The sequence below is a fragment of the Leifsonia sp. 10L418 genome (assembly GCF_056395445.1).
The window spans coordinates 207,932-233,794 of the sequence record NZ_JBFTJN010000004.1 but is presented as its reverse complement, the minus strand read 5'-3'; the positions used below and the strand labels follow the sequence as shown (position 1 = coordinate 233,794).

At 65.2% G+C, this 25,863-nt stretch carries 23 protein-coding genes; 13 read left to right on the top strand and 10 right to left on the bottom strand.

Annotated elements, in window-relative coordinates; all coding sequences use genetic code 11:
- Positions 1-71 precede the first annotated feature (71 nt).
- The 3 genes from AC1DCF_RS11310 (at position 72) to AC1DCF_RS11300 (ending at position 5,193) form a co-directional block, all read left to right on the top strand.
- On the top strand, positions 72-3,263 hold the full coding sequence (locus tag AC1DCF_RS11310) for a DEAD/DEAH box helicase (RefSeq protein ID WP_477211107.1): 3,192 nt from the start codon (positions 72-74) through the stop codon (positions 3,261-3,263).
- A gap of 118 nt (positions 3,264-3,381) precedes the next feature.
- The gene (locus tag AC1DCF_RS11305) at positions 3,382-4,518 is read left to right on the top strand and encodes a baeRF11 domain-containing protein (protein ID WP_477211106.1); all 1,137 of its coding nucleotides are present in this window, start codon (positions 3,382-3,384) and stop codon (positions 4,516-4,518) included.
- Between the two features lie 84 nt (positions 4,519-4,602).
- On the top strand, positions 4,603-5,193 hold the full coding sequence (locus AC1DCF_RS11300) for an NADPH-dependent FMN reductase (protein WP_477211105.1): 591 nt from the start codon (positions 4,603-4,605) through the stop codon (positions 5,191-5,193).
- 156 nt (positions 5,194-5,349) lie between these two features.
- Here AC1DCF_RS11300 and AC1DCF_RS11295 read toward each other — a convergent pair whose 3' ends face one another.
- The 3 genes from AC1DCF_RS11295 to AC1DCF_RS11285 all read right to left on the bottom strand — a co-directional run bounded on the left by AC1DCF_RS11295 (position 5,350) and on the right by AC1DCF_RS11285 (position 10,655).
- Positions 5,350-6,156 (bottom strand): DUF4433 domain-containing protein, encoded by an 807-nt coding sequence (locus AC1DCF_RS11295; RefSeq protein ID WP_477211104.1) that lies wholly within the window; start codon positions 6,154-6,156, stop codon positions 5,350-5,352.
- Positions 6,157-6,545: 389 nt separating this feature from the next.
- Entirely contained in the window at positions 6,546-10,151 is a 3,606-nt protein-coding gene (locus tag AC1DCF_RS11290) for a TM0106 family RecB-like putative nuclease (protein ID WP_477211103.1), read from the bottom strand.
- Between the two features lie 132 nt (positions 10,152-10,283).
- Complete coding sequence (locus AC1DCF_RS11285) at positions 10,284-10,655, bottom strand: TM2 domain-containing protein (RefSeq protein ID WP_441790003.1); 372 nt, start codon at positions 10,653-10,655, stop codon at positions 10,284-10,286.
- A gap of 180 nt (positions 10,656-10,835) precedes the next feature.
- Between AC1DCF_RS11285 and AC1DCF_RS11280 the strand changes: the two genes are divergently transcribed.
- Positions 10,836-11,120, top strand: coding sequence for a GNAT family N-acetyltransferase (locus AC1DCF_RS11280; RefSeq protein WP_477211102.1), 285 nt, complete (start codon positions 10,836-10,838; stop codon positions 11,118-11,120).
- A gap of 180 nt (positions 11,121-11,300) precedes the next feature.
- Complete coding sequence (locus AC1DCF_RS11275; RefSeq protein ID WP_477211101.1) at positions 11,301-12,341, top strand: NAD(P)-dependent alcohol dehydrogenase; 1,041 nt, start codon at positions 11,301-11,303, stop codon at positions 12,339-12,341.
- A 351-nt stretch (positions 12,342-12,692) separates the two neighbouring features.
- Here the strand turns inward: AC1DCF_RS11275 and AC1DCF_RS11270 are convergent, their stop codons facing one another.
- From AC1DCF_RS11270 to AC1DCF_RS11250, 5 genes are read right to left on the bottom strand one after another with little or no spacing between them, the layout of a single operon-like run.
- A complete protein-coding gene (locus tag AC1DCF_RS11270; RefSeq protein WP_477211100.1) occupies positions 12,693-13,691 on the bottom strand; it encodes a carbohydrate kinase family protein in 999 nt (332 codons plus the stop codon).
- Positions 13,692-13,720: 29 nt separating this feature from the next.
- The gene (locus AC1DCF_RS11265) at positions 13,721-15,010 is read right to left on the bottom strand and encodes a trans-sulfuration enzyme family protein (RefSeq protein ID WP_477211099.1); all 1,290 of its coding nucleotides are present in this window, start codon (positions 15,008-15,010) and stop codon (positions 13,721-13,723) included.
- A 56-nt stretch (positions 15,011-15,066) separates the two neighbouring features.
- Entirely contained in the window at positions 15,067-16,005 is a 939-nt protein-coding gene (locus tag AC1DCF_RS11260) for a carbohydrate ABC transporter permease (RefSeq protein WP_477211098.1), read from the bottom strand.
- Positions 16,002-16,997, bottom strand: coding sequence for a carbohydrate ABC transporter permease (locus AC1DCF_RS11255; protein WP_477211097.1), 996 nt, complete (start codon positions 16,995-16,997; stop codon positions 16,002-16,004). The genes AC1DCF_RS11260 and AC1DCF_RS11255 overlap by 4 nt, the downstream gene beginning before the upstream one ends.
- Before the next feature lie 37 nt (positions 16,998-17,034).
- A complete protein-coding gene (locus AC1DCF_RS11250; RefSeq protein ID WP_477211096.1) occupies positions 17,035-18,339 on the bottom strand; it encodes an ABC transporter substrate-binding protein in 1,305 nt (434 codons plus the stop codon).
- Between the two features lie 119 nt (positions 18,340-18,458).
- Here AC1DCF_RS11250 and AC1DCF_RS11245 point away from each other — a divergent pair, with 119 nt between their 5' ends.
- The 8 genes from AC1DCF_RS11245 (at position 18,459) to msrA (ending at position 24,161) form a co-directional block, all read left to right on the top strand.
- Positions 18,459-19,310 (top strand): MurR/RpiR family transcriptional regulator, encoded by an 852-nt coding sequence (locus tag AC1DCF_RS11245; protein WP_477211095.1) that lies wholly within the window; start codon positions 18,459-18,461, stop codon positions 19,308-19,310.
- Positions 19,311-19,425: 115 nt separating this feature from the next.
- Positions 19,426-20,103 carry a phosphoribosylanthranilate isomerase gene (locus AC1DCF_RS11240; protein ID WP_477211094.1) on the top strand — a complete coding sequence of 226 codons (678 nt, stop codon included), beginning with the start codon at positions 19,426-19,428 and terminating at the stop codon, positions 20,101-20,103.
- A gap of 335 nt (positions 20,104-20,438) precedes the next feature.
- On the top strand, positions 20,439-21,125 hold the full coding sequence (locus AC1DCF_RS11235) for a DedA family protein (protein ID WP_477211093.1): 687 nt from the start codon (positions 20,439-20,441) through the stop codon (positions 21,123-21,125).
- A 351-nt stretch (positions 21,126-21,476) separates the two neighbouring features.
- Complete coding sequence (locus AC1DCF_RS11230) at positions 21,477-21,908, top strand: DUF1294 domain-containing protein (protein ID WP_477211092.1); 432 nt, start codon at positions 21,477-21,479, stop codon at positions 21,906-21,908.
- A 48-nt stretch (positions 21,909-21,956) separates the two neighbouring features.
- A complete protein-coding gene (locus tag AC1DCF_RS11225; protein WP_477211091.1) occupies positions 21,957-22,535 on the top strand; it encodes a hypothetical protein in 579 nt (192 codons plus the stop codon).
- A gap of 75 nt (positions 22,536-22,610) precedes the next feature.
- Positions 22,611-22,901: a DUF4287 domain-containing protein gene (locus tag AC1DCF_RS11220; protein ID WP_477211090.1), complete on the top strand. Its 291-nt coding sequence runs from the start codon at positions 22,611-22,613 to the stop codon at positions 22,899-22,901.
- A gap of 214 nt (positions 22,902-23,115) precedes the next feature.
- Positions 23,116-23,640 carry a peptide-methionine (R)-S-oxide reductase MsrB gene (gene msrB / locus AC1DCF_RS11215; protein ID WP_477211089.1) on the top strand — a complete coding sequence of 175 codons (525 nt, stop codon included), beginning with the start codon at positions 23,116-23,118 and terminating at the stop codon, positions 23,638-23,640.
- A complete protein-coding gene (gene msrA / locus AC1DCF_RS11210) occupies positions 23,637-24,161 on the top strand; it encodes a peptide-methionine (S)-S-oxide reductase MsrA (RefSeq protein WP_477211088.1) in 525 nt (174 codons plus the stop codon). The genes msrB and msrA overlap by 4 nt, the downstream gene beginning before the upstream one ends.
- Before the next feature lie 230 nt (positions 24,162-24,391).
- Here the strand turns inward: msrA and AC1DCF_RS11205 are convergent, their stop codons facing one another.
- A complete protein-coding gene (locus AC1DCF_RS11205; RefSeq protein ID WP_477211087.1) occupies positions 24,392-25,024 on the bottom strand; it encodes a TMEM175 family protein in 633 nt (210 codons plus the stop codon).
- A 103-nt stretch (positions 25,025-25,127) separates the two neighbouring features.
- Positions 25,128-25,595 (bottom strand): hypothetical protein, encoded by a 468-nt coding sequence (locus AC1DCF_RS11200; RefSeq protein WP_477211086.1) that lies wholly within the window; start codon positions 25,593-25,595, stop codon positions 25,128-25,130.
- Positions 25,596-25,863: the final 268 nt, after the last annotated feature.

Sequence of the window (25,863 nt, the reverse complement as noted above, 5' to 3'; positions counted from 1 at the left end):
CCCGCTGTACCCGGCCGAGCCTCGCGCCGAAGTGTGTGTTTTACGTCGGTGGAGGGTGAGAGCATTGACGGATGCCGACCCCCGCGACCCCCACGGATTCCGGGGGCGATCGCGCGTGGAAGCGTGCCATCGGCGCGCTGACCAACCCGAGTGCGCCATCCGCCCCGTTCGGCTACACCCGAGCAAGCTCCACGGCGAGCGCGAGCGGCGACTCCCCGCCGGTGCCGATGGCCCTGCAGTTCGAGCTGCGCGAGCAGTTGCCGCGCACGCTGGAACGCTGGAGCGGACCGTCGGCACGCACCGTGACCGAGCCGGTCGCCGGTTCGTCGAGCTACCGGCTCGGCGTGCGTCCGGTGATGCGGGGCGCCTCCGGCAAGTGGGTCAAGGGCTCGCTCAGCTGGACCAATTTGTCGCACCAGGGCAACCGGCTCAATCTGCTTGCGGCGCATCACGAGTGGTTCAGCCAATTCGCCGCGCTGCACCGTGCGGTGCGGGCGCTGTACTACGGACAGGAAACGGACTGGCTCTACCTCGACGAGTTCACCAGCCCGCTGCTCTGGAATCTGTTCGCCGAAGCGCGACGCCTCGACATTGCCCTCGTCGGCACATCGAAGGATGTCGAGGTGCGAATCGGGAGCGAGGCGGAGGTCAGCCTCGACGCGATTGCGGCGGCTCCCCCGGAAACCGCTCGGCCGGGCACTACGCCGCCGGCGACGGGAGTGACCGTCAGCACGATCGTGCGCATCGATGGCCGCGCCTACCCGCCGGAGTTCACCGCACCGATCGGCGACCACGGCCTCTACGGATACGCTCCAGCCTCCCCCACGGTCTTCACCCTTGCCCCGACCGGGCCGGCCCTCACCGAAGCGCAACGCGGCCTGCTCGGGCGATCAGCCACGGTGCAGGTTCCAGCGGATGACGTCGCCGAGTTCATGCACGACGATTTTCCCGAGCTCAGCCGATTCGTGACCATCACGAGTTCGGATGCGTCCGTCGAGTTTCCGGCCGCCCTCCCGCCGGTTCTGGTGCTCACGGCCAGCTACCGCCCGCGGCACATCCTGCAACTCGACTGGGCCTGGGAGTACCGCCGCGGATCGTTGGCGACGCGGGTTCCGGTCGGCCAGCAGTCGACAGATTCGGCTGAGTCGGCCGCCGTCGAGTCAGATCCGGTCACGAGCCGCGACCTCGACACCGAGAACGTGATCCTCGCACGAACCATGGCAGCGCTCACCCCGGTTGCGGCGGTGCTGTTTCACCAGCCCCGAAGCCCTGACGATTTCGCACCGCGCCAGAGCCTCTCCGGAATCGACGCCGCCGAGTTCACCGAGCGCGCCCTCCCGGTGCTGGCCCGACTGACCGGCGTGCGCGTCGACATTGTCGGCACCCAGCCCCCGTACCTCGAGCTGACCGAGCCTCCCCAACTCACCTTCACCACTATCGAGACCGACCAGCGCGACTGGTTCGACCTCGGCGTGCTGGTCAGCGTCAACGGAAGAAGCATTCCGTTCGGTCCGCTGTACAAGGCGCTGGCGAAGGGGCAGAAGAAACTACTGCTCGTCGACAACTCGTACCTGTCGTTGCTGCAGCCGCAGTTCGAGCAGCTGCGCGAGCTGATCGAAGAAGCCAAGTCGTTGCAGGAATGGGAAACCGAACTACGGATCAGCCGCTACCAGGCCGGGCTCTGGGCCGACTTCGAGGATCTCGCCGACGAGACCGAGGAAGCGGTCACGTGGCGCGCGGCCGTGTCGGGCCTCCGCGATCTCACCGAGGTGCCGGTGACCCCGCTGCCGACCGGCGTGCACGCGACACTGCGCCCGTATCAGGCCGAGGGATTCAACTGGCTCGCCTTTCTCTGGCAGCACCAGCTCGGCGGGGTGCTCGCCGATGACATGGGACTCGGCAAGACGCTGCAGGCGCTGGCGCTGATGGAGCATGCGCGGGGCGGGACGGCGGATGCGCGGGGCGCGGATGCGGACCATGTCACGAGGTCTCGACAAGCTCGACCAACGGACGCCGCCACTGCTGCCCCATTCCTCGTCGTCGCCCCCACCTCCGTCGTCTCGAACTGGGCGTCCGAGGCCGCACGCTTCACGCCGGGCCTCGTCGTTCGTGCCATCAGCACCACCGAGGGCACGCGCGCCGAGAGCCTCGCGGATGTCGCAGCAGGCGCCGACGTGATCATCACGTCGTACACGCTGTTCCGTCTCGACGCCGAGGCCTACCAGGCACAGCCGTGGGCCGGCCTGATCCTCGACGAGGCGCAGTTCGTGAAGAATCACGCCAGCCAGGCGCATATCGCGGCACGTGATCTCGACACCCCGTTCAAACTGGCGATCACCGGCACGCCGATGGAAAACAACCTGCTCGAACTCCACGCGCTCTTCGCAATCGTCGCCCCCGGACTCTTCCCCTCGGCACGCAAATTCACCGAAGACTATGTGCGCCAAATTGAGCTGGCCACCAACCCGGTGCGACTTGCCCGACTGCGCCGACGCATCCGCCCATTTTTGATGCGTCGCACCAAAGAGCTCGTCGCGAGCGATCTACCGGCCAAGCAGGAGCAGACCCTGCAGATCGATCTGAACCCCGAGCACCGCAGGCTCTACGACACGTTCCTGCAGCGGGAACGGCAGAAGCTGCTCGGGCTGCTTGAAGACCTGGACGCCAACCGGTTCATCGTGTTCCGGTCGTTGACCCTGCTGCGGCTGCTCAGTCTCGACGCGTCCCTGGTCGACCCGGCGTATGCCGCGGTGCCGAGCAGCAAGCTCGACGCCCTGTTCGAGCAGCTGGAGGATGTCGTCGCCGAGGGCCACCGTGCTCTCATTTTCAGTCAGTTCACCTCATTCCTGAAAAAGGCCGCCGCTCGTCTCGATGCGCAGGGCACCCCGTACTGCTACCTCGACGGGTCGACTCTGCGCCGCTCCGAGGTGATCGACCGGTTCAAGACCGGCGCGGCTCCGGTGTTTCTGATCAGCCTCAAGGCCGGCGGCTTCGGCCTCAATCTCACCGAGGCCGACTACGTCTTTCTGCTCGACCCCTGGTGGAATCCGGCGAGCGAGGCGCAGGCCGTCGATCGCACGCATCGCATCGGTCAAACCAAGAACGTGATGGTCTACCGCATGGTCGCCACCGGCACCATCGAAGAGAAAGTGATGAAGCTCAAACAGAAGAAGGCCAAGCTTTTCACCGCCGTGATGGATGATGACGCCGCGTTCAGCGACGCGTTGTCGGCCGACGACATCCGCGGACTGCTCGCCGAGTAAACCGGCTCTGTTCAGCCACCCGTCGCGAACGTAGACTGGCGCCACGGTCGAGTTCGTGACGAGGTAGACCCAGCGGAAAGCCTCGCCGCTGGCTCTCATTGCGTCAAAGGAGATCCATATGCTGCACACTGATATCCCGAACCGACTCGATGTGGAAGCTCTCGCAACCACCCGGGAACCAGGGTGCGTTTCGATCTATGTCCCGGCCGGCACACTGCCGACCGAAGCCGATCAGGCCAAGATTCAGCTGAAGAATCTGCTGCGCACCGCCGTCGACCAGCTCGTCGCCGCCGACACCCCCGCCGCCCTCGTCTCGGCGATCACCGAGTCGGTCGAAGAGCTCATCGGCGACCGCGATTTCTGGCGCTACCAGTCGACGAGTCTCGCCGTCTTCGTCACGGCGACCAGCCGCACCACCTACCGGCTGCCGAGCGTTCTCGTGTCTGCGGTCGAAGTGTCTGACCGCTTCTACATCAAGCCGCTGCTGCGCGCAGTGACCTTCCCCCAGGCCGCCCTCGTGCTGGCCCTCGCCCAGAACTCGGTGCGGTTGATCGAGATTTCTGCCAACCAGCCGGCGAACCGGCTCGACATTGAAGATTTGCCCGAGGATGTCGCCGACGCGGTCGGTCTGGAATCCGTTCGAGGGCGCAACCCCGAAACCAACGATCGCGGCGGTCGGGTGCAGGGCGATGAAGGCCACAAGGTGCGGATGCGGGAGTATTCGCAGGCGATCGTCAAGGCGATCCGCCCCAAGGTGGTCACCACCAGCCGCCCGATGATTCTGGCCGGCGCCGAGCCACTCGTCAGCATCTACCGGTCGGTCTCCTCGCATCCGCGGCTCACGGAAGACGTGATCGCAGGAAACCCGGAGGAGCGCTCCGACGAGCAGCTCGCCGCAGCGGCGCGCCCGATTCTCGATGCCCTGTACGCCGCGGAGCTTGACGACATCAAGGAACGATTCGGATCCAACGCCGCGCATGGTCGCGCGGTCACCGATCTGACCGACATCGCCCGTGCGGCGATCGGCAATGCAATTGACACTCTGCTGTTCGACATCGACCACTCGATCAGTGGCTCGATCGACGAGACCACGGGGGCGATCACCTTCGATGACGAAGATGACGCCATCAACTACGGAGTCATCGACGAAATCGTGCGGCGCGCACTGCTGAGCGGCGCGAAGGTGTTCGCGGTTAGACAAGATGACGTTCCGGGCGGCAACGGTGTCGCCGCAATGGTGCGCTTTCCGTCGTAGACGTCGCGTCATCGGGCTTGTCGAGATCAGGTCACCGGGTCGCGACAAGCCCGACCACCGAGCCACACCCCTGAGGAGTGATCTATGCCCACCATTTTCGAACGCGAACCGCCCTACAGCGTCGGCTATTTCGTCGGCAGTCTGTCGGTGCATTCGATCAACCGCACGCTGTCCAAGGCGCTGATTCGACTCGCACCAGACGACCTCGAGTTCACCGAGATCGTGATCAAAGATCTACCGCTCTACAACCGTGACCTCGACGCCGACTATCCGCCCGTCGCGCGGGAGTTCAAGCGGCAACTCAACGGCGTCGACGCGTTGCTGTTCGTCACCCCGGAGTACAACCGGTCGGTGCCGGGCGCATTGAAGAACGCCCTGGACTGGGCGAGCCGGCCGTGGGGCTCGAACGCACTCACCGGCAAGCCGTGCGGCGTGATCGGGGCCTCATCGGGGGCGATCGGAACGGCGCTCGCGCAGCAGAGCCTGCGGGGCACGCTCGCCTTCAGCAACGCCCCGCAGATGACCGCGCCCGAGGCGTACATTCACATGACGCCCGGCCTGATCGCCGAGGACGGCCGCGTCACGAATGAGGGAACCGAGGAGTTTCTGCGCGCATACATGGCAGAGTTCCACGACTTCATGCTGCGGGTGCTGACGGTGTTGCCGCCGCGGTAGGCAATTTTCGTTGATCGAGGAGCGCGCGAGCGCAGCGAGCACGTGTCTCGAGATCTCGCGTGCCGACACACAGACTCAACCTGGTTCAGAGGCTGGCTCACGAGGCCTCGAGACGCGGCCGACTCCGTCGGCTGCTCCTCGACCAACGAGGAGGTTCTAGACCTCGGTCGTCTCTTCCGACGGCAAGAACCACGGCGGGTAGACCGCGACCTTGGTGCGGTAGCCCGAGGGCTTGAGGATGGCCTTGACGGCATCCCGCACGCGGTCGTTCGAGACACCGATCAGCACAATCTGCTCGAACGGGAACTCATCGCGCACGAGGAATTCAGCCTCGAGCAGCGCGCCGGCATCGGCGTTCTGGCGCACGTGGTGCAGCAGACGCAGAGCCGAGTCGCGCGTCTCACCGAAACGGGTGCGCTCCAACGCTGCGTCGGCATCCGTCACAACGATCGCCGCATCGTTCTCGGCAACGTCGGCCGGGTGCAGCTCGGTGGCATTCTTGACAGCACTGACCAGGATGACGAAGTCGGTCGCCGTAGCGTCGGTCGCCTTCTTGGTGAGGCGCGGGTCGATCGAGTGCGAACGGATGCTCTCCCAGACACTCGCATCAGGCGAGAGGAAGAAGGGCACATAGCTGGCAATGCTCTCGGTGTCGTCACCGGCGACGCGGGTGGTGCGGCGCCACTCCCGGTTGCCCTCCGACGACATGTCGAAGGCGGGGCGGGACTCGTCCCAGGCCTCGCTCGCGTCGGCGTACAGGGTGCCGCTTTCGAGGATGCTGGCCAGGTTCTTGATGTGGGTGAGGTGGTAGATCCGCTGGTCGCCGACCTTCACCGGGGCGGAACGCAGCGAAACGGTGGGCTTCAGCGCGCCACCCTTGGGAGCAACCGGTGCGGAGCGCAGGGTCGTCGGCGCCACCTTCTCGCGTGCCTTGCTGGCGCGCTGCGAAGGGTTCGAAACCACACGGGCTACATCAGGTACAGCTTGGGGAAAACAACTGGCACACAGTCCGTCGTCAAAGCCATGGATACATTCGTCGCTCACGGTAGTGCCTCTCCTGGGCGTGGCTCCAGTGACCTCGAAGTCCAAGATATGAAAACCACCTGTTAACGGTACGCGGGAAATGAGGCGTCCGTTTACCGTCAGAGGATTTCGCGCTGAGAAAAACGTGCGAATTGCGTGCAAGAACACCGTTCCGGTGGTCGAGCCTGTCGAGGCTTGGTGACCAATTCCGTGCACGCGACGCACGTGTGAAGGTCGGCTCGCGGGGTCTCGAGACACGTGCTCGCTGCGCTCGCGCGCTCCTCGACCACCGAGACTGGCCCCACACCCGACTCGACCACCGAGACTGGCTACACCCCCGACTCGACCAGGGTGATGAACGCGCTCAGCTCGGCCACCCCATCGGGCGTCACCGGCAGCCCCTCGGTGAGTGCCGGAGAGAAGACCAGGTAGGCCGCCCATTTGGCTCGCGAGATGGCCACGTTGAGCCGGTTCTTCATGATCAGGAAGCCGAGACCGCGCGGCACGTCGTCGGCCGAGGATGCCGCCAGGCTCACGATCGCAATCGCCGCTTCCTGCCCCTGGAATTTGTCGACGGTTCCCACCCGCACCGCGGCAAACCCGGCCGCGGCCAGGGCATCCCGCACCGTGTTCAGCTGGGCGTTGTACGGAGTGACCACGATCATGTCGGCCTCGGTGAGCGGGTCGGCCTCGCGGTGTTCGTGCGGGTCGGTCCACGGCGTGCCGAGCAGCGACTCGACGAGAGCGACCACCGCAGCAGCCTCTTCAGGTGATTCGACCGCGTTGCCGAGGTGGCGCACCGGCACGATGTGCAGGCCCGGCTCGATTCCGTCGAGGTGACGCAGCGCCGCGGCCGGGTGCGAGTGCAGCTCGCCCTCGTAGGAGAGGCGGGAGACCGGGGCGGTGACGGCGGGGTGCATCCGGCGACTCTCGGCCAGAAAGTAGCCGAGCGAGGTCGGCAGCACGTCGTGGCCGAAACTGACCCAGCCGAGCGCCGATTGGTCGATCGGCTCGGGGTGGGTGCCCTGGCTGACCTGCGGCAGCTGTTGCGGGTCACCGAGCAGCAGCAGATTGTCGGCGGCGACACTGGCCGCGATCGTCGACGCGAGCGAGAATTGGCCGGCTTCGTCGACGACGAGCAGGTCGAGGCTCTGCCGGGGCACCCGGGCCGGGTTGCTGAAATCCCACGCCGTGCCGCCGAGCACGAAGCCGGTGTCGGCGTTGTCGAGTCCGAAGAGCAGTTGGCCGTTCGGCGCGAGCACGGTGAACGGAGTCTCGTCAACATCGTCGAGGGGGTCATCTGCTGAGTCGGATGAACCGCTCGCCGCGGATGCTCCCGCCGCGCTGCTGGCCGTGCCCGTCTTCGCCACCTTGCCGACCAAATCGCGGTTGAGGCCGGCTTTCACCACCGCGCCGAGCAGGTTCTCGACGACGGCGTGCGACTGGGCGACGACCCCGACCTTCCAGCCGTGCTGTTGCACGAGCGCGGTGATCACGTGGGCGCCGAGGTAGCTCTTGCCGGTTCCGGGCGGGCCTTGCACCGCCACATAGGAATGGTCGAGGTCGAGCAGACTCGCCACGACGGCGTCGATCCGTTCGTTGCCGGCCGGGTCGTGCGGTGCCGGAGCGAGCATCCCCGAGCGGGTGCGCGGCGGCACCCGGCGCAGGATGTCCACCATCGGTTCGGCCGGCCACTCCGGCTGGGCGTCGACGATGGCCTGGGCCCACTCCTCGATGGCCGGCTTCTGCTGGCCGGCGGGCGGTGGAGCAGCGGGAGCGAGCGCGACGGGTTTCTGGGCGTGCTGGGCGGCATCCTTCGGCAGCGTCTCTTCGATCAGATAGCTGCCGTCGTCGCCGACCTCGAGCACCTTCACGGTGCGCGCCGAGCGGGCGCCGGGCGACGCCCGCGGGTCGAGGTAGGGGCCGGGGTAGTCGTAAAGCAGGTAGGGGCCGGCCTGATCGCCCGGTTTGATGCTGCTGCCGGGAGCCAGGCGGCCCCAGACCCGGATCGTGCGGCGATCGGTGCGCTGACGCCCCTCGCGGTACCAGTCCTGCTCGAGGTGCGCGCGTTCGATGCGCAAAACGTCGCGGGTGTCTTCCCACTCGTCGATCGGCTGGTCGAGCCGGGCGAAGTGGCCCCACCAGAAGCTCTTCTGCTCCCGCTGGTGGTAGTCGAGGGCGGCGGCGGCGAACGCGGCGGCAGTCTGATCATTGCTGCGATCCGGGTCGAGCGGGTCTCCGGCGAGCGCCAGCAATCCGTCGCGAAGCGGCGACGCGGGCAGCTCGCCCGGTTCGTCGTCGGTCGTGTCATGCAGGCCGACCGGGATGCCGCCGGCCGCGGCCTGTTCGAGCAACCAGTCGCGCAGGCGCAACGTGGACACGCAGTCGTACCGGTTGTAGTCGGCAATCGAGTCGAGCATCCGTTGGGCTTCGACGCTGTCGCCGTGCGCCGCGAGCTCCCGGGCGTCGGCGTATTCGGTGATCGAGTCGGCCGCGTTGGTCACCTCGCCGCCGCGCAGCTCGTCGCCCATGTAGAGCGGTTCGAGTTTCTTGATCGAGTAGGAGCGGGAACCGACCCGCAGGGCCTTCCGCACCAACGGATAAAGGTCGACGAGGGCGCTGTCGCGCAGCAGCTGGTCGATCTCGTCTTCGCCGACACCATGCCGGGCGGCGATGCTGAGCAGATGCGTGCGTTCGTAGGCCGCGTAATGGTAGATGTGCATGCCCGGAAACTGGGCCCGGCGGGCACGCAGGTAGTCGAGAAAGTCGCGCAATGCCTGGCGTTCCTCGGCGAAGGTGTGCGCCCAGAAGGTGCGGAACGTGCCGTCGGGTTCGACCAGCCCGAACAGGTAGTCGAGCCCCCATTGCTGGGCGGCACCCTCGGTGTAGAGCGGGTCGCCCTCGAAGTCGAAGAAGATGTCGCCCGGGTCGGGCGTGGGCAACGCGGCGAGCGCCGACGCGTTGTACATCTCGATCGGCGGGGCTTCACCGGGCACCGCATTGATCTGCAGTTGAGCCTGCGTGCGGAGCGCCGCCAGGGTGTTCTCGGCGATCCCCTCGACCTGACCGCCCGTGGCGAGCTGAGCGGATGCGGCGAGCTCGTCGATCGAGCGGATTCCCGCCTGCACCAGCCGGGCGCGCTGGGTGAGCCTGAGGCCGGCCACCAGGAGCAGGTCGCGGTGTTGCTGCACCTCGGCCTCGCACGTCACGCAGCGCCCACAGACCGTGTAGCGCGGGTCGCCCCAGGCCACCGGGTTCTCATCGGCGAGACGTTCACCGATCAGCTGCAGCAGGCGCTGCTTGCGGCGGCGATAGACCGGACGGATGTCGGCGAGCCGGTGCACACTCACTCCCCCGTCGCCGAGCAGCAGCTCCACCGTCTCGGCCGGGCGCACGCCGATCAGCTCGAGCTGGTCGGCGTAGGCCGCCAGCTGCAGCAGCGCCGTGACCTTCGCGCGGCGGGCCAGTTTGGTGTCTTGGATCAGGTAGCTGCCGTCGGGTTGACGCACGATGAAGTCGGCGAAGCCGATGAAGGAGACGGCGCTGGCTTCTGCGGTCGGGTCCTTGGTTGCTCCGGCGCCGGCCGCGCCGAATCCGTCATCGAAGAACGTGGCCTGAAAGACGAGTTCGGCGCCGGAGGCAAAGGCCGTGGCCGTGTCGACGGCCACCGCTTCGATACCGTCGCGGGACATCCGCTCGGGACGCGCGATCTCGATGACACCGGCGCCGAGCTGGGCTCGGTAGCGTTCAAGCACCCGCAGTTCGTGCGCGTCGCCCAGTCGGGCGGTGCGGTCGAGCATGGCATCGACCGGGTCGGGTTCCGCATCTTTGTGGCCGAGCTTGGCGTCGAGTTTGCGCAAAAACGCGAACTCGCAGGCGGATGCCGCGGAGAGATCGCTGGCACTCGTGACCACGCTGCCGTCGAGCAAGAACATCGGGCCCACTTTCGATTGGTGATTCGAGCGTAGCGGCGACCTCCGACAGCAGCTGGGAAAGCACGCAGCACCCCCGGACCGCAAAGGGCCGGGACGACAGCGGTCGTCCCGGCCCAGTGAATGGTTCCGAAGTTAGTTCAGGGTGGGCAGGGCGGACAGCTGGGTCAGCAGGTTGACCGTGCCGCTCACGGCGCCCACGACGTAGAGGGCGACGGTCACAATGAGGGCAACCATCTTGTTCTCGGCATACCCGGCCAGCGGCAGGCCCTGCTTGTCACGGGTCGCGCCGGCAAGAACAATGATGAGGTCGATCAGGGCCCAGATTCCGAAACCGCCGAGCGTGATGAGCTTGAGGATGCCGGTGCCGACCTTGCCCAGGTAGAACCGGTCGATGCCGAGCGTGCCGAGCAGCATCGCGAGAAGCCAGGTCGCGACGAACGACTTCTGCGAAACGGGCTGGGCGGCGTAGCCGGGGGTTGCGGTCTGAGTGCTGTAGTCGGTCATCTCTGCTCCATCTGTTCAGTAGACGAGGAGAAGCTCGATGATCCCCCCGGATGTTTCTTATCAACGCTGACACCGTGCAGGTGCCTACGAACTTTAGCGGTGGGCGAGCTGCTGCGCCAAAAGATGTCGGGCACACGGCGGTCCCAGTCGTTTCGCTGGCGCCATGACTACGCTGAAACCATGGCTCACGAATTCGTTCACGAACCGGATGCCCGCCGCTACGCCCTGCGCATCGACGGCCAGCTGGCCTGCATTCTCGACTACTCGGTGAACGGCAACGCAATTGCGCTCACCCGCACGTTCACGCAACCGCCGATGCGCGGTCACGGCTACGCCGGCGAGCTCGTCGAATTCGGAATCAACGACATCGAGGCCAGCACGCCCTACCGCGTCGTACCCTCCTGCTGGTATGTCAGCGACTGGTTCGAGAAGAACCCCGAGCGCATGGGGCTGCTCAGCCGCTAACGCCACCGTCGTCGCGGGCTGGGCATCCGCTTTCACGAGCCGCCGCGTGCCGCATTCATCGCCGACGTCGGCGCATCGACCGCCCGCCCGCGCCGAACCGGAGAGTAGCCTCGAGTGAGACGGGCGACCTCTCACCCACTACCGAGGACAGCGCGCCGCCCGGGATTGGTCACTATCACCATGAAGGCACTGCAGTACCGCACCATCGGGTCGCGTCCGGAAGTCGTCGAGATTCCCATTCCTGAGGTCGGACCCGGCCAGGTTCTCCTCAAAGTCACCGCGGCCGGTGTCTGCCACTCCGACGAGTTCGTCATGAGCCTTCCCGAAGAGGCCTACACGTTCGGCCTGCCCCTCACCCTCGGCCACGAAGGCGCCGGCATCGTGCACGAACTCGGCGCCGGCGTCACCCAGTTCGAGGTCGGCGATGCGGTGGCCGTCTACGGGCCGTGGGGCTGCGGCCGCTGTCACAATTGTGCGGCGGGCAAGGAGAATTACTGCAGCAATGCCGCCGCCGAGGGAATCGCCCCTCCCGGACTCGGCGCCCCCGGCGCAATGGCCGAGTACATGCTGATCGACGACCCGCGACACCTGGTTCCGTTGGGCGATCTCGACCCGGTCGCCAATGTGTCGCTGACGGATGCCGGGCTCACCCCGTATCACGCCATCAAGAACTCGCTGCCGAAACTCGGCGCCGGCACCACGGCCGTCGTGATCGGAACCGGCGGACTCGGCCATGTCGGCATCCAAATTCTGCGCGCTCTGTCGGGAGCGACGATCATCGCCCTCGACGTGAACGAGGAGAAGCTGGCGCTGGCACGCAAGGTCGGCGCACACCACGCCATCCTGAGCGATGCGGATGCTGTCGCCACGATCAAGGAGCTGACCGACGGGCTCGGCGCGAACGCAGTCTTCGACTTCGTCGGGATCCAGCCGACCGTCACCATTGCGGGCGCCGCGGTCGCGACCGAAGGCGATGTGACGATCGTCGGAATCGGCGGAGGCGCCCTGCCGGTCGGCTTCGGCGGAATCGCCTACGACGCCGCGGTGCGCGCTCCCTACTGGGGCAGCCGCAGCGAGCTGATCGAGGTACTCGACATGGCCCGCCGCGGTCAGCTTCACGTCGAGGTTGAGACGTTCTCGCTGGCGGATGCGCCGACCGCGTATGAGCGTCTGCACGCCGGAACGATCACGGGTCGTGCGGTAATTCTGCCGAACGGGTAGTCCGCGCGAGCTCTGAACTCGCACGCGCTCTGAACTCGAACGGGCTCGGAGCACGTACTCGGAGCACGTACTCGGAGCACGTACTCGGAGCACGCAAAGGAGGAGATTCTGCGCCACGCCGACGAAACCAGCCACCGTCGCCCGGGGTGTCGCCGAATCTCCTCCTTTGCGTAATGTGCAGCCGTCTCGGTCGGCATCGCGAATAGGTGCCCTCCACGAGGCCGCGCCGCGCGAGGCCCCGTGCGCAACTTCGGAGATTCTCGAGAATCGAGGTGAAATCGGGCCAGAACCATTGGTTCTGGCCCGATTCTCCGAAGCTGCGCACGCGACCTCAACCAGAGGCCGGCCGGCTCACCGCACAGGCACGCTCAACACGTCCAGGGTGCGCTCAATACCAGCCTGATCTTCGTCTGAAAGCAACCGCACAACACGGAGCACATCGGCCAGAGCCGGGAGATTCGCGCCCGCCCCGGTTGTGCCGACGGCCGCTGTGCCGCAGCAATTCGCGAGACGACCAATGACGGCGAGATCGGTCTCGCCGGCCAGCTCGGCCGCGATGAGGCCGGCGCAATACGAGTCGCCGGCTCCTGTCGTATCGACGACCAGCACGCGATGGGTGGGAACCTGCACCATGACGCCGTCACGCAGGAGCAAGCTTCCGTCTGCACCCTGTTTGATGGCGACGAGGGAGACTCCCAGCGCGGCCAACGCCTCGGCCGCACGCACGTCATCGTTGAACCCGGTGAGCTTCTGCGCCTCCGGAGACCCCACAATCACGGTGTCGACGAGAGCCATGAACCGGCACAGCGTCTCGGGGACCGCCGTGACCGGGTCGACCGGCACATCCAGCGAAACAGTGCCGCCACCGGCCCGCGTGATTTCTGCGGCACGGAACGCCGCTGTTCGCTGCGGATCGCTGAGCAAGGCATAGCCCGACACGTGAAGATGCCGGGCCGTCGACAACGCGGCGACCGGCAAGGCATCCGCCGAGTACTGCCCGCTCGCGCCCCGATAGGCCAACATCGTGCGCTCACCGTCGGGGGTGACCGCCACCACGTTGAGCGAGGTCGGCTGGCCCGGGTCGCGCACAATGTGAGTCGGATCGATGCCCTCTTCGGTGAGCTGCCCCACCGAAAAATCGCCCCATACGTCGGTGCCCACGCAGCTGAGCAGCGACGTCGGGAGACCCAACCGATGGATCATCAGAGCCGTGTTAGCCGCAGAACCACCGAACCCGAGGCGTTGTCGGTGCGCCACGCCATCCCCGCCCGGCGGCGGGAAGGCGGGGATGTCGAGGCCGAGATCGACGTTGAGGTCGCCGAGCACACACACCGAAGTCGCGCCGTTCACCGTGATCGTTCCTTTCGCGTTTCGTTCAGTTAGCCGAGTGCCGGTTCGAGATCGCCGATGAGGTCGTCGGCAGCGTCGGCTTCCGCACCGTCTGCTGCAGCCGAACCCACCGCCCCGGCGATCGCCTGAGCGAAATCGTTGATGAGGTCCTGAGCGTTCTCAATGCCGACCGACACCCGGATCATGCCCTGCGTGATCCCCATCTCCAGACGTTCTTCCTCGGAAATGTCCAAGAATGCCATCGTGGCCGGGATCTGCGTGACGGTGCGCACCCCGCCGAGGCTGGCCGCGAACGACGCGAGCTTGAGTCCCTTGCAGACGGCTGCCGCTTCCTCGCCCGAGCCGACGCTGAAGGTCAGCATCGCACCCGACGAGTCGAACATTTCAGCCGCGAGTTCGAACTGCGGGTGGGAGGAGTGTCCGGGGTAGAAGATGCGGTTCACCGCCGGGTTCTGTTCCAGCCAGGCGACGAGGGTCTTCGCGTTCTCGGTCATCCGTTCGACGCGCAACGGCAGCGTCTGGATGCCGCGCAGCAGCAACCACGCGTTGAACGGGGAGAGCGCACCGCCGAGTTTGGTCAGCGTGCCCCAGCGCACCTGCTCGAGCCAGTCGGCAGGAAGGATGTCGGAGCGCAGCGTGATCACGCCACCCACCGCATCGTTGTGCCCGCCGATGAACTTGGTCGCGCTCTCGACCACGATGTCGACGCCGAACTCGTGCGGGCGGCAGACCGCCGGGCTCGCGAAGGTGTTGTCGCAGATGAGCACGAGTCCGCGGCTGTGAGCGAGATCGCTCAGCGCACGCAGCGGCGCGACTTTCATCGTCGGGTTCGCGATGGTCTCGACGTAGATGGCCTTCGTGTTGTCGGCGATGGCGGCCGCGACGGCGTCGACATCCGTTGAATCGACGAAGGTGACGGTGATGCCGAAGTCCTGAATGCGGTGGTCGAAGAACTCGTGCGTGGAGCTGTAGGTGGTGAGGTCGACGACAATGTGATCGCCGACTTTCAGCAGACCGAAGATCGTGTGCGAGATGGCGGCCATGCCCGACGCCACCGACAGCGCACTGTCGGCGCCGTGCAGTTCGGCCATCTGGTCGTCGAGCTTGTACTCGTTCGGGTTGCCGCACCGGCTGTAGATGTTCACATCGCGGCGGGCGCCGTCGACGACCTGGTCGTAGAGGTCGTCGGCGTACTGGTAGTTCGCCGACATGAAGATCGGGTAGCTGATCGACTGCGTGCTCTGCTCCGGCTCGTAGTAGACGGCGCGGCTGAAGATGCTCATCTTCTCGGATGCGGATGCGGAAGCGTCTTTGCTCATTGAGAACTCCGTTTTCTGTTGCGTTGGTGCGTTGCGTTCGAAGGAAGAAAAGTGGGTCACTGTTTGACAGCGCCGCTGGTCAGACCGCCGATGACCTGGCGTTGGAAGATGACGTAGACCACGAATGATCCGAGCGCGGCGAGCAGGATCGCAGCCAGCAGCACCGGGTAGTTCGTCATGCGTTCGCCGACGAAGTCGGTCAGGCCGAGCGGCAGGGTCTTCTTGTCGGGACTGTTCAGCATCACCAGCGGGAAGAGGAAGTCATTCCAGACCCAGATGACGTTGACGATGGCGGTGGTGAACATGGCCGGTTTGGCGATCGGCACCATCACCTTGAGAAACGTCGAAAACTCCGATGCCCCGTCGATCCGTGCGGCCTCAACCAGGTCGCGGGGAATCGTGGCGAAGAATCCGCGCATGATCAGCACCGAGACAGGCAGGTTGAATGCAACGGTCGGCAGGATGACACCGAGGTAGGTGTCCATCAGGCCCATGTCGCGAATCGTTGCCACGAGTGGCACCAGCGCGATGTAGGCGGGGATCGCCATCCCGATGAGCATGATCAGCTCGACCGCGGGCATCCAGCGCGTTCTGAAAATGACGAACGCGTAGCCGGCCGCGGTGGCGATGACCACGGTGATCAGCACCGACGACAGCGTGACCAGCAGCGAGTTCGCGGCATAGAGCACGAGTTTGCCGTCGGCGAGCGCCTGCGCGTAGTTGTCCCATTCGAGCGCGGTGGGCAGGGTCCAAACGGATGCCTGGAACGCCGCGTTGGTTTTGAACGAGCTGTAGATCATCCAGACAAATGGGAAGAGCACAACCAGCAGGTGCACGGCCAAGACACCGATGACGACCATCGCGCCCCAGCTCAGCGACACTCTCGGCTTCCGACGGCTGCCGCGCGGGGCAGCGCCCGTCGTCGCGCGGGCAGTGGCACGGGTGGATTCGGTTGTGGATGCCGGTGCGGTTGTCGGTTCGGTTGCAGTGCTCACAGTGCAGCTCCCTTCCCGCGGCGGCGGAAGATCCCGAGCACGAAGACTCCGATGACAACGGTGATCAGCAGTTGGGCGATGCCGATGGCCGAGGCGTAGCCGGCTTCGAAGTTTCCGAACCCGACCTTGAACAGATAGGTGGAGACGACATCCGTCGCGTTGCTCGGACCGCCCCGTGTCATCACGAAGATCAGTGAGAACGTCTTGAACGAGCTGACCACCGCGAGAAGGGTGGTGGCCTGCACGTTCGAGAGGATCATGGGCACGCTGATGCCGAAGAAGGTGCGGAAGTGCCCGGCGCCGTCGAGCGCTGCTGCTTCATACACCGACTCGTCGATGTCTTGGAAGGCGGCGACGAAGAGCAGGATGTAGAGCCCGAGGTAGGTCAGGTTCATCACGACGAGCACAGCCGGCATCGCGGTGTTTTTGTCGCCGAGCCAGCCCTGAGCAAGATCGCCGAGCCCGACCACGTTGAGAAAACCGTTGAGCAGACCGAAGTAGGGGTTGTAGACGAACGACCACAGCAACCCGATGCAAATCTCGCTGATGACGACCGGGATGACGTAGAGAAACATTGCCGCGCGCTTGAACCGGGGTACGACGCGCACCAGCCAGTAGGCGATGACCATGCCGAATCCGACTTGGAACAGCACCGCGGCGACGGCGATGAGTGCGTTGTTCTTCAGCGACGACCAGAAGACGGCGTCGCCGGCGAGGCGGGTGAAGTTGTCGAAGCCGATCCAGACCCGGGGCGAGAAGCCGTCCCAGGAGAAGAAGGAGAGCACACCGGCGGTCAGCAGCGGATAGGCCACGAAGGCGAAAAGGAATCCCAAGACCGGGGTCAAGAAGAGGATGGCGATGAGGGACTCGCGGCGCGCAGCCCGGCGGCGACCTGTTCGACGGCGGTCAGACTGCCGTGTCGGAGGTTGCTTCGAGGGCGCACCGCCATGACTGCGCTGGTCGGGCGCAGTCATGACGGAGGTGGTGGCCATGGTGGATCCTTACTTTCCGGTGCCGGTCACTGCCTGGTTACTGTCCGGCTTTGACCGCGGACTCAATTGCGGATGCCGCATCCTCGGCGCTGACCGAGCCATCGACCAGGCCCTGCAATGTCGTGTAGTAGGTCGTGGTGGCCTTGGGCGGCAGTGCGGTGTCATAGAACGCGTCGAGGTGTCCGGCCTTCTCGATGAGATCGGTGACGACGCCCGAGAGCACGGGGCCGGCGACATCCGGGGTGGTCGCACCCTTCAGCGTCACCATCGTCTTGCGCACCTTCACGTACTCCTTCATGACGTCGGGGCTGGTCATGTACTTGAGGAAGTCGACGGCAGCCTCTTTGTCGGCAGGCTTGCTGGATGCTGCGAACGCGGCGGCGACGCCGGCGAGGACATCCGTTTGGTCGCCGGCTCCGCCCTTCATGCTGGGGAACGGAAAGTAGCCGAGGTCGAAACCGGCCGGGGCGTCGGCGGACATGCCGATCTGCCAGGTTCCGTTCAGCACCATGGCGGCCTGACCGTTGAGAAAGAGGATGTTGGCTTCCTGGTCGCTCATGCCGTTCGCGCCGGTGGGCAGAAACTTCTTGTCGGCGAGGGTCTTGAGCACGTTCGCCGCTTCGGGGGCGTTCGGGCCGAAGGTGGCGTCGGGCTCCTTGTTCACGAAGTCGGTGACCACGCCGCTGCCCTGCTGGCGCATTTCGGCGTACTGGAACCAGAAGGTGGCCGGCCAGCTGTCTTTGTTGCCGAGCGCGACGGGAACGATGCCGTCTTTCGCGATGGTGTCGCTCAGGGTGAGGAACTCGTCCCACGTGGTCGGAACGGTCCAGCCCTTCTTCTCGAAGAGTGCCTTGTCGTACCAAATGGCTGCCGCGTCGATATCGATGGGGGCGGCGTACGCCGAGCCGTCGAACGAGACTGAGCTCATCGCGCTGGGGATGAAGCTGTCGCCCCAGCCGTCGGTGGCGAGGGCGTCATCGAGGTTCATCACCTGTCCGCTGTCGACAAACGCTTTGAGGAAGCCGCCCGGGAGCGTGTAGAAAACGTCGGGGGCGTGGCCGGTCGACATCGCGGTCTGCAGCTTGGTCTTATACGACGACTGCTCGGCGGCGACCTCTTTGACGGTGATGTCGGGGTACTTCTTCTTGAACCCGTCGAGTGCCCAGTTGATGAATTCCACCTTGTCGGGCTGCCCGGCGTAGGCGTGCCAGACCTCGAGGGTCTTCGAATCCCCCGATGCTGCGGGCGCTGCTGCACCGCCCGCGCCGGCGCAGGCGGTCAGCCCGAAGAGCGAGGTGAGGGCCGCAACTGCGACGATGGATTTGAGGTAGCGAGACTTCATTGTGCACTCCCTTTGACAACACTGTCGGTACAAGTAGTATCACCATATACACCTCGTTCATAAAGTGGTAGCACTGCTTTTTGGAACGCGATGATGGTCAATCGAAGGAGATGGGCTTGATGACACAGACCGAGAAAGTCGGAGCTTTGGTGCGCCTACGTGCCGCACTTCCGGGCTTGTCGTCGACAGAGCGCATCGTCGCCGAGTGGATCTTGACCCAGCCGGAACACCTGCTGGCGGCATCCATGCTCGACGTCGCGCAGGCCTGCAAAGTGAGCGATACGACGGTGCTGCGGATGTGCCGCAACAGCAATTTCGCCGGCTTCACCGATCTCAAGCTCGCACTCGCGCGGGATCTCGCGTCGCCGATGCAGCTCATCCACGACGATGTCGCCACCGGGGACAGCCCGATGACCATCCTCAACAAGGTGTTCTCGCGCACGGCCCGCTCACTGGAGTACACGGTCGAGGCGGTGTCGGAGGAGAGTTTCCTGGGCGCCCTCGACCTGCTCGAGCAGGCCAAGCACGTCTTGATCGGCGGCCTCGGCACCTCGGGAGTGGTCGGACAGTCGTTCTATCAGCGCTGTCACCGCCTCGGCATCCGAGCGGATGCCCCGCAGGACTCGCAGCTGCAGATCATGCACGCCGCCTTGCTCGGGCCGGGCGACCTGGTCGTGGCCATCTCCTACTCGGGGGCGACCATGGCCGTGGTCACCATGGCCGAGGAAGCGAAGAAGGCCGGCGCCTCGGTGCTCGTGGTCACGGGCAACCGCGACTCTCCTCTCGCGCACGTGGGAGATGTTGTGCTGCAGAGCGTGTCGCATGAGATCCGCAACGAGCCGCTTGCGGCGCGCATCTGCCAGATGGCATTGCTCGACTCGTTGTGCGTCGCGTTCAGCCATCGTCATCTCAGCGAGGTGTTGCGGCGTGACGAGTTGGCCGGTCAGGCCATCGTCAAGAGTTCGTACTGAGGCGCCGCGCCTTCTCTCGTCTTTTGTTCGTGTTCGTTCTCGTGTTCGTACTCGTGTTCGCTCTCTTCTTCGTTCTCGCCTTCGTTCTCGTCCCACCAGCTCACAAGGAGTCACAGTGATTGTTCAGATCTATACGGCCCAGTCGGCAGCCGAAGCGCTCAACCTCGCCCGGTGCGGTGTCGACTATGTCGGGCTGACCCCCACCGACATCGGCTTGCCGGGGCAGATCTCCGATGCGACGGCGGCCGAAGCGGTGCGCGCGCTGAAGGGCGTTGCCGTCTCGGTCGCACTGTCGGTGTCGGCCGACCTCGACGAGATCGAACGGATGGCCACCACGGTGAAGCCCGACGTGCTGCACCTCTGCGCAGAGACCGGTGCGGTGAGCGTCGAGTCGGTTCGGCAGCTGCGCCGCCGCCTGCCCGACCTGAAGATCATGCAGGCGATCGCGGTCGGCGCTGACGGCGACTACGAGTTGGCGATGGAGTACGCCGGCGTCTCCGACTTTCTCATCCTGGACTCCGTCACCGAAGATGTCAGCGGTGTCGGTGCCGCGGGCGTGACCCACGACTGGTCGCGCAGCGCGCGCATCGTGGCGGATGCCGGCATCCCGGTGATCTTGGCCGGCGGCCTCTCCCCCGACAACGTCGCAGAGGCCATCGAGGTGGTTCGCCCGTGGGGGGTCGATTCGCTGACGCACACCAGCCGGCACTTCGGCGACGGAAAGTTCGAGAAGGACCTCGATCTGGTGGAGCAGTTCGTGCGTGCGGCGAAGACGGCGCGGGTTTTTGCCTAGCTGATGCTCCAATTTCTCTCGTCGTGGTGATTGAGAGAGCGCAAAGGAGGAGATTCTGCGCCACGCCGAGCCAACCTGTCAGGTGTGCGCGGAATGTCGCCGAATCTCCTCCTTTACGTATCGTTTAGGCCGGGGTCCGTAGCGTCGAGGCCGTCGGCCTGTTCGCAACCGCGGAGATTTTCGAGAATTCAGACGAAATCGGGCCAGAACCGGCGGTTTCGGGCCGATTCTCCGCTGTTGTGCACGCAACCTCATCCTGCAGGCTGACCCACTGTTCATCAGGATGACACTTCAGACCGACGCGCCACCCACGGCCCGCTTTCTACGCTTGAAGCATGCCCATCCTTGAGTCACTCAGCGAGTTCGTCATCGCTCTCGCCGCGTCACCGTGGGTCTATCTGGTCGTGCTCCTTGTGGTGATCATCGACGGATTTTTCCCGCCCATCCCGAGCGAATCGATCGTCGTCGCACTCGGCGCCCTCGCCATCTCGACCAACGCCCCCAACCTGATCCTGCTCGTGTTCGTAACCGCCGTCGGCGCCGTCATCGGCGACTCACTCGCCTATCTCATCGGCCGCCGCATCGGACTCGATCGGTTCACCTGGATGCGACGCCCCCGCATCACGGCCGGCATCGCTCGAGCCCGCACCGCCCTGGATCGCCGTGCCGCAACGCTCTTGCTGACTGCCCGCTATGTTCCGGTCGGACGTGTCGTCGTGAACATGACGGCGGGGGGAACCGGTTTTCCGCTGCGTCGCTACCTGCCGTTGGCTGCTCTCTCGGCGCTCGGCTGGTCACTGTGCACCGTGTTCATCGGAGTGCTCGCGGGCACCTGGCTGAAAAGCAATCCCGTGCTCGGGGCCGTCGCCGCGATCGTGATCGCCTTCGTGCTCGGGCTGCTCGTCGACGCTGTTCTGACATGGGTCGCGCGTCGTCGTGATGCGCGCCGGGTGGGCGAGAGCAGTTGCGACGTCACCGTCGATCTCGAAAAGCCGTTGGTCGAGCTCGTCGAGACCTCGTAGGTCGACCAGGTTCAGGGGTTGACTCACGCGATCTCGACAGGCTCGATCACCGGCGTTTCGGTGGTTGAGGAGCGCCCGACGGAGTCGGCCGCGTCTCGAAACCTCGTGAGCCGATCTCCAGACACGACCACGGCTCGGGGGTCGGCCCACGCGATCTCGACAGGCTCGATCACCGGCATTTCGGTGGTTGAGGAGCGCCCGACGGAGTCGGCCGCGTCTCGAAACCTCGTGAGTCGATCTCCAGACGCGACCACGGCTCAAACATCGGCTCGCGGGGTTTCGAGACAGGGGCTCGCAGGCTCGCACCTTCCTCAACCACCGGGAGGATGGCCCGCCCGATACGCTCTGACAATGCCTTCCCCCACGAAGCGACCCTCCGGAAGCCGAACTACTGCCCGCGCCAACGGCCGCCCCGGCACCCGCAACAGAACCGCCAGCTACCTCGCCCTCCTCGCCTTCGTCGTCGCCGCGGTCGTCGTCAATTTCCTCTGGCCGCTCCCGATCTGGGTCGTGCTGCTCTACCTGGGCGCCAGCATCCTGTGCTTCATCGTCTATGCGGTCGACAAGTCCGCAGCCAAGGCGGGGCGCCAGCGCATCTCGGAAAGCACCCTGCTCGCGCTCGGCGTGATCGGCGGTTGGCCGGGCGCGATCCTCGCGCAACAAACGCTGCGGCACAAGACGATCAAGCGCAGCTTTCGTCGCTCCTTCTGGGGCAGTGTGATCGTGAATGTCATCGCCTTCGCACTGTTCACCACTCCCCTGCTCGCATTGCTCCCGGCATAGCCGACGTCGCCGGTCGGGCGCACGGATACCGCACCTAGACTTTTCATCATGAGACTCGTGATCGCCGCGGTAGCGCTGGCTTGCACGCTCGCCCTGACGGCGTGCACCTCCGGCGGCACAAGCGACACGGCGACCGGTTCGCCGGGCGCATCCGGATCGTCGACGGCGAGCCCCACCGCACCGCCGACTCCGGCCGCCACTCACACGCCGACCGCGCTCACCCCGATCGTTCCTGATCCGATCACCGAGGCCTCGGCCGCCACCGAATCGGTGCGCTTGGCCGACGCCATCCAGGCGCTCATCCCCGCCAATGCCATCGTGCACGTTGACGACCACACTCAACTCGTCGACAAGGGGTCGGGCGCCAAGCCCTATTTCGGCATCATCCGCACGATCACGACGACCCCGACAACGGATGCGGCGGCGACCGCCACCTCGATGGCCGCGTCGCTCGTGTCATCGGGCTGGATCAGCCGCGAATCCTCGACGAACGCCGGCACCACGCTCAATGCGCTGAACAGCGGCACCGACCCGGCCACCTCGTGGTTTGTGATCGTCGGCGCCGACACGACAGACGCGAAGGCTCCGGTGATCACGATTCAGTTGGCGAGCCCGGACATCCCGTAGCGCAGTTCTCTCGCGCCGAAACCACCTGATTCGCTAACATCGCACAGACCACACACCTTCGGCGATGGAGCACAGATGTCATTCCAGGCGTACCTCGACAACATTGAAGACAAGACCGGACTGACCCCGCGCCAGTTCATCGCCCTCGCTCACAACAAGGGCTTCGACGACCCGTCCACAAAGGCCGGAGTGATCGTCGACTGGCTGAAGGCCGACTACGACCTGGGCCGCGGTCATGCCATGGCGTTGGTGCACGTGATCAAGAAGGGTGAAAAAATCGACGCCAAGCATGTGGGAACCGGCACAACGCACAGCGATGATTCCGACACGCTCTGGCTCGACGGCAAGCAGAGCCGCCCGGTCTAAGCCCACGGCTGCTTTGGCCACGGTCACCAAGCCACGGCTATCAAAAACCCACGGCTGCTTTAGCCGCGGCCGCTAGGGCACGGCTACCAAAAACCCACAGCCGCCTCCCAGCCAACCGGGAACAGCATCCGTCTCCCATCCGTTCTCTCCAGTGACTCCGAACAGAAGGTGTCACCAGGCGCCGCAGCCAGCGACGCCGAGAAGGAGGAATGACGTGTCAGACGAGTACCGCAAGACTCCCGAGGCGCTCGCCCGCCTCACGCCCGACCAGTACCGGGTCACGCAGGAGGAGGGCACCGAGCCCGCCTTCCGCAACGAGTATTGGAACAACCACGAGCCCGGCATCTATGTGGATGTCGTCTCGGGGCAGCCGCTGTTCGCCTCCACCGACAAGTACGACAGCCGGTCGGGCTGGCCGAGCTTCACTAGGCCGATCGAACCGGATGCTGTCACGTCGAAAACGGACCGCTCGCTGTTCATGAAGCGCACCGAGGTGCGCTCGTCGGGCGCGGGCAGCCACCTCGGGCACGTCTTCGACGACGGCCCGGCGGATGCCGGCGGGCTGCGTTACTGTATGAATTCAGCGGCATTGCGCTTCGTGCCGGTCTCCGAGCTGGAAGCGCAGGGGTACGAACGTTACCGTTCGCTGTTCCCTGCGGCATCCCCCGGGGCTGGCACCCCGGCATCCGCTGCCACACCACCCACCATGCCCAATCTCTCGAAGGAGAACGAATCATGAGCACCGTGACCGAAACTGCTATTCTCGCCGGCGGATGTTTCTGGGGCATGCAGGATCTCATTCGCAAGCGCCCGGGCGTGATCTCGACGCGGGTCGGCTACTCGGGTGGCGATGTGCCGAACGCGACTTATCGTCACCACGGCACGCACGCCGAGGCGATCGAGATCGTCTTCGACCCGACCCAGACGAGCTACCGTTCGCTGCTCGAGTTCTTCTTCCAGGTGCACGACCCGACCACGCGCGACCGGCAGGGCAACGACATCGGTTCGAGCTACCGGTCGGCGATCTTCCCGACGTCGCCCGAGCAGGATGCGATCGCGCGCGACACCATCGCCGACGTCGACGCGTCAGGCCTCTGGCCGGGCAAGGTCGTCACGGAGATCGCGCCCGCCGGCCCGTTCTGGGAGGCCGAGCCTGAGCACCAGGACTACCTCGAGAAGTACCCGAACGGCTACACCTGCCACTTCGCGCGTCCCGGTTGGGTGTTGCCGAAGCGGGATGCGGCGGAGTCTGTCGCGTAGGCAGTCGGCGGTCGCCATCGATCGCTGACGCCGATCATGTAGTTCGCTGCGCGCCGATCATCTAAAGGAGGAGATTCTGCGACTCGCCGCCGCAAACCGACAGGTTTGCTCGGCGTTTTGCAACATATCCTCCTTTGCGTAACGCCCCGGTCGATCGTGAGATCGCCGGGGCGTTCTTGCGTTGGCGCGCGCACGGCACGGTTTCCGCGGGGGCCAACCGGGTCGGCAGGCTACGCCTGGGGCGGGCGCGCGCCACGGGCATCCGCTCTGCGCTCGTAGACCACCTGCAGCGGCCAGCCGAGGAACAAGACGAGCAGCGCCAAGAAGTTGATCGCCGGCACGAATGTGCCGAGAAGCAGCGCCACGAGAAAGAGCGTGGTCGCCGTGACGCTGGCGAACACCTTGCGATTCTCGACCGGATTGCTTTCGAGTTCGAGCTGCGGGTTGCCGCGAATCATGAGGGTCATCGCGGTCAGCAACAGGCTGCTGAGGGCCATCGTGCCGATGTAGAGGGCGACGGAGGTCTTGCTCGTGGGGAATTGGGAGATGATCTCGGTCGGAAGGGGCAGAAACACCACCGTGAACGCCCAGGCCAGGTTGATGATGAGAAGGCCACCGGTGTAGGACTTGACGTGTTCGAAGATCGAATGGTTGGTGATCCACAGGCGGGCGATCACCGCGAAACTCAAGGCGAATGCCGCGAGCCCGTCGAGGTTGTCTCGCAGAAATTGATCGACGCTGATTCCCTGCTGTGCAGCGCCCGTCACGGAATCGACGAGCGGCAGAATGAGCAGGGTGATCGCGATGGCGGCCACGGCATCCGTGAAGAAGACAACTCGGTCGAGGCCTCGCGTCGTTGGCATGCGCTCAGTATCGCGTGATCGCACCGCTGCAGCCAGACGCCACGCGACCAGTAACGCAAGGGCGAAGTACCGCCCGCCTCTCGAAGGAGATCGGCCGGCGTCCTCAGCTCGAATTCGCTTGACGCTCCTCTCGACGAATGCGTCGGAGCGCCGCCTTCTCCCGGTCGATCCCTACCCGGAGGTCGATGAGCTGGCAGCTCATCTGTTCTTGATCGATGAGGCGAGCCGTCAGCACCTGCGCAGTGAGGTATTCCGTCAACCGCAGTTGCGTGGCACGCTGCACAGGATCATCGGGGAGCCAGGGATCTCGCACGAACAACATCAGGATGAAGATCAGGTCGTCGGCGTGCATCGTGCGGGCGACGGCTCCTTCCCAGGCAAACTGGCGTTCAGCAGCGAGGATTTCTTTGTCGTCGCTGACGAGAATCCGCTCTGCCTCTGATTCCAGGCATTCCCGGAGCCGACGCTCGACAAGCTCGATTCGCGACCGGGCTAGGCCGCTTTTGTTGGCGACTGAACCGTCGAAGAATTGCCGGAGAATCGGGTCAATTGTGGGTCGTTGAGTTTTCATGCGGCAATGCTCGCGCGCACGACCGACACAAGTCTTGGGTGCGAACGCATCGGTGGTTGAGGAGCACGCGACGCAGGAGCGCGCGTCTCGAAACCTCGCGAGATGATCCTTGGAGTCGGGTTACGTCTGAGGGGTGGCTCGCGAGGTCTCGACAAGCTCGACCACCGGGATGGTTACGTCTGAGGGTGGCTCGCGCGGTCTCGACAAGCTCGACCACCGGGATGGTTACGTCTGAGGGGTGGCTCGCGAGGTCTCGACAAGCTCGACC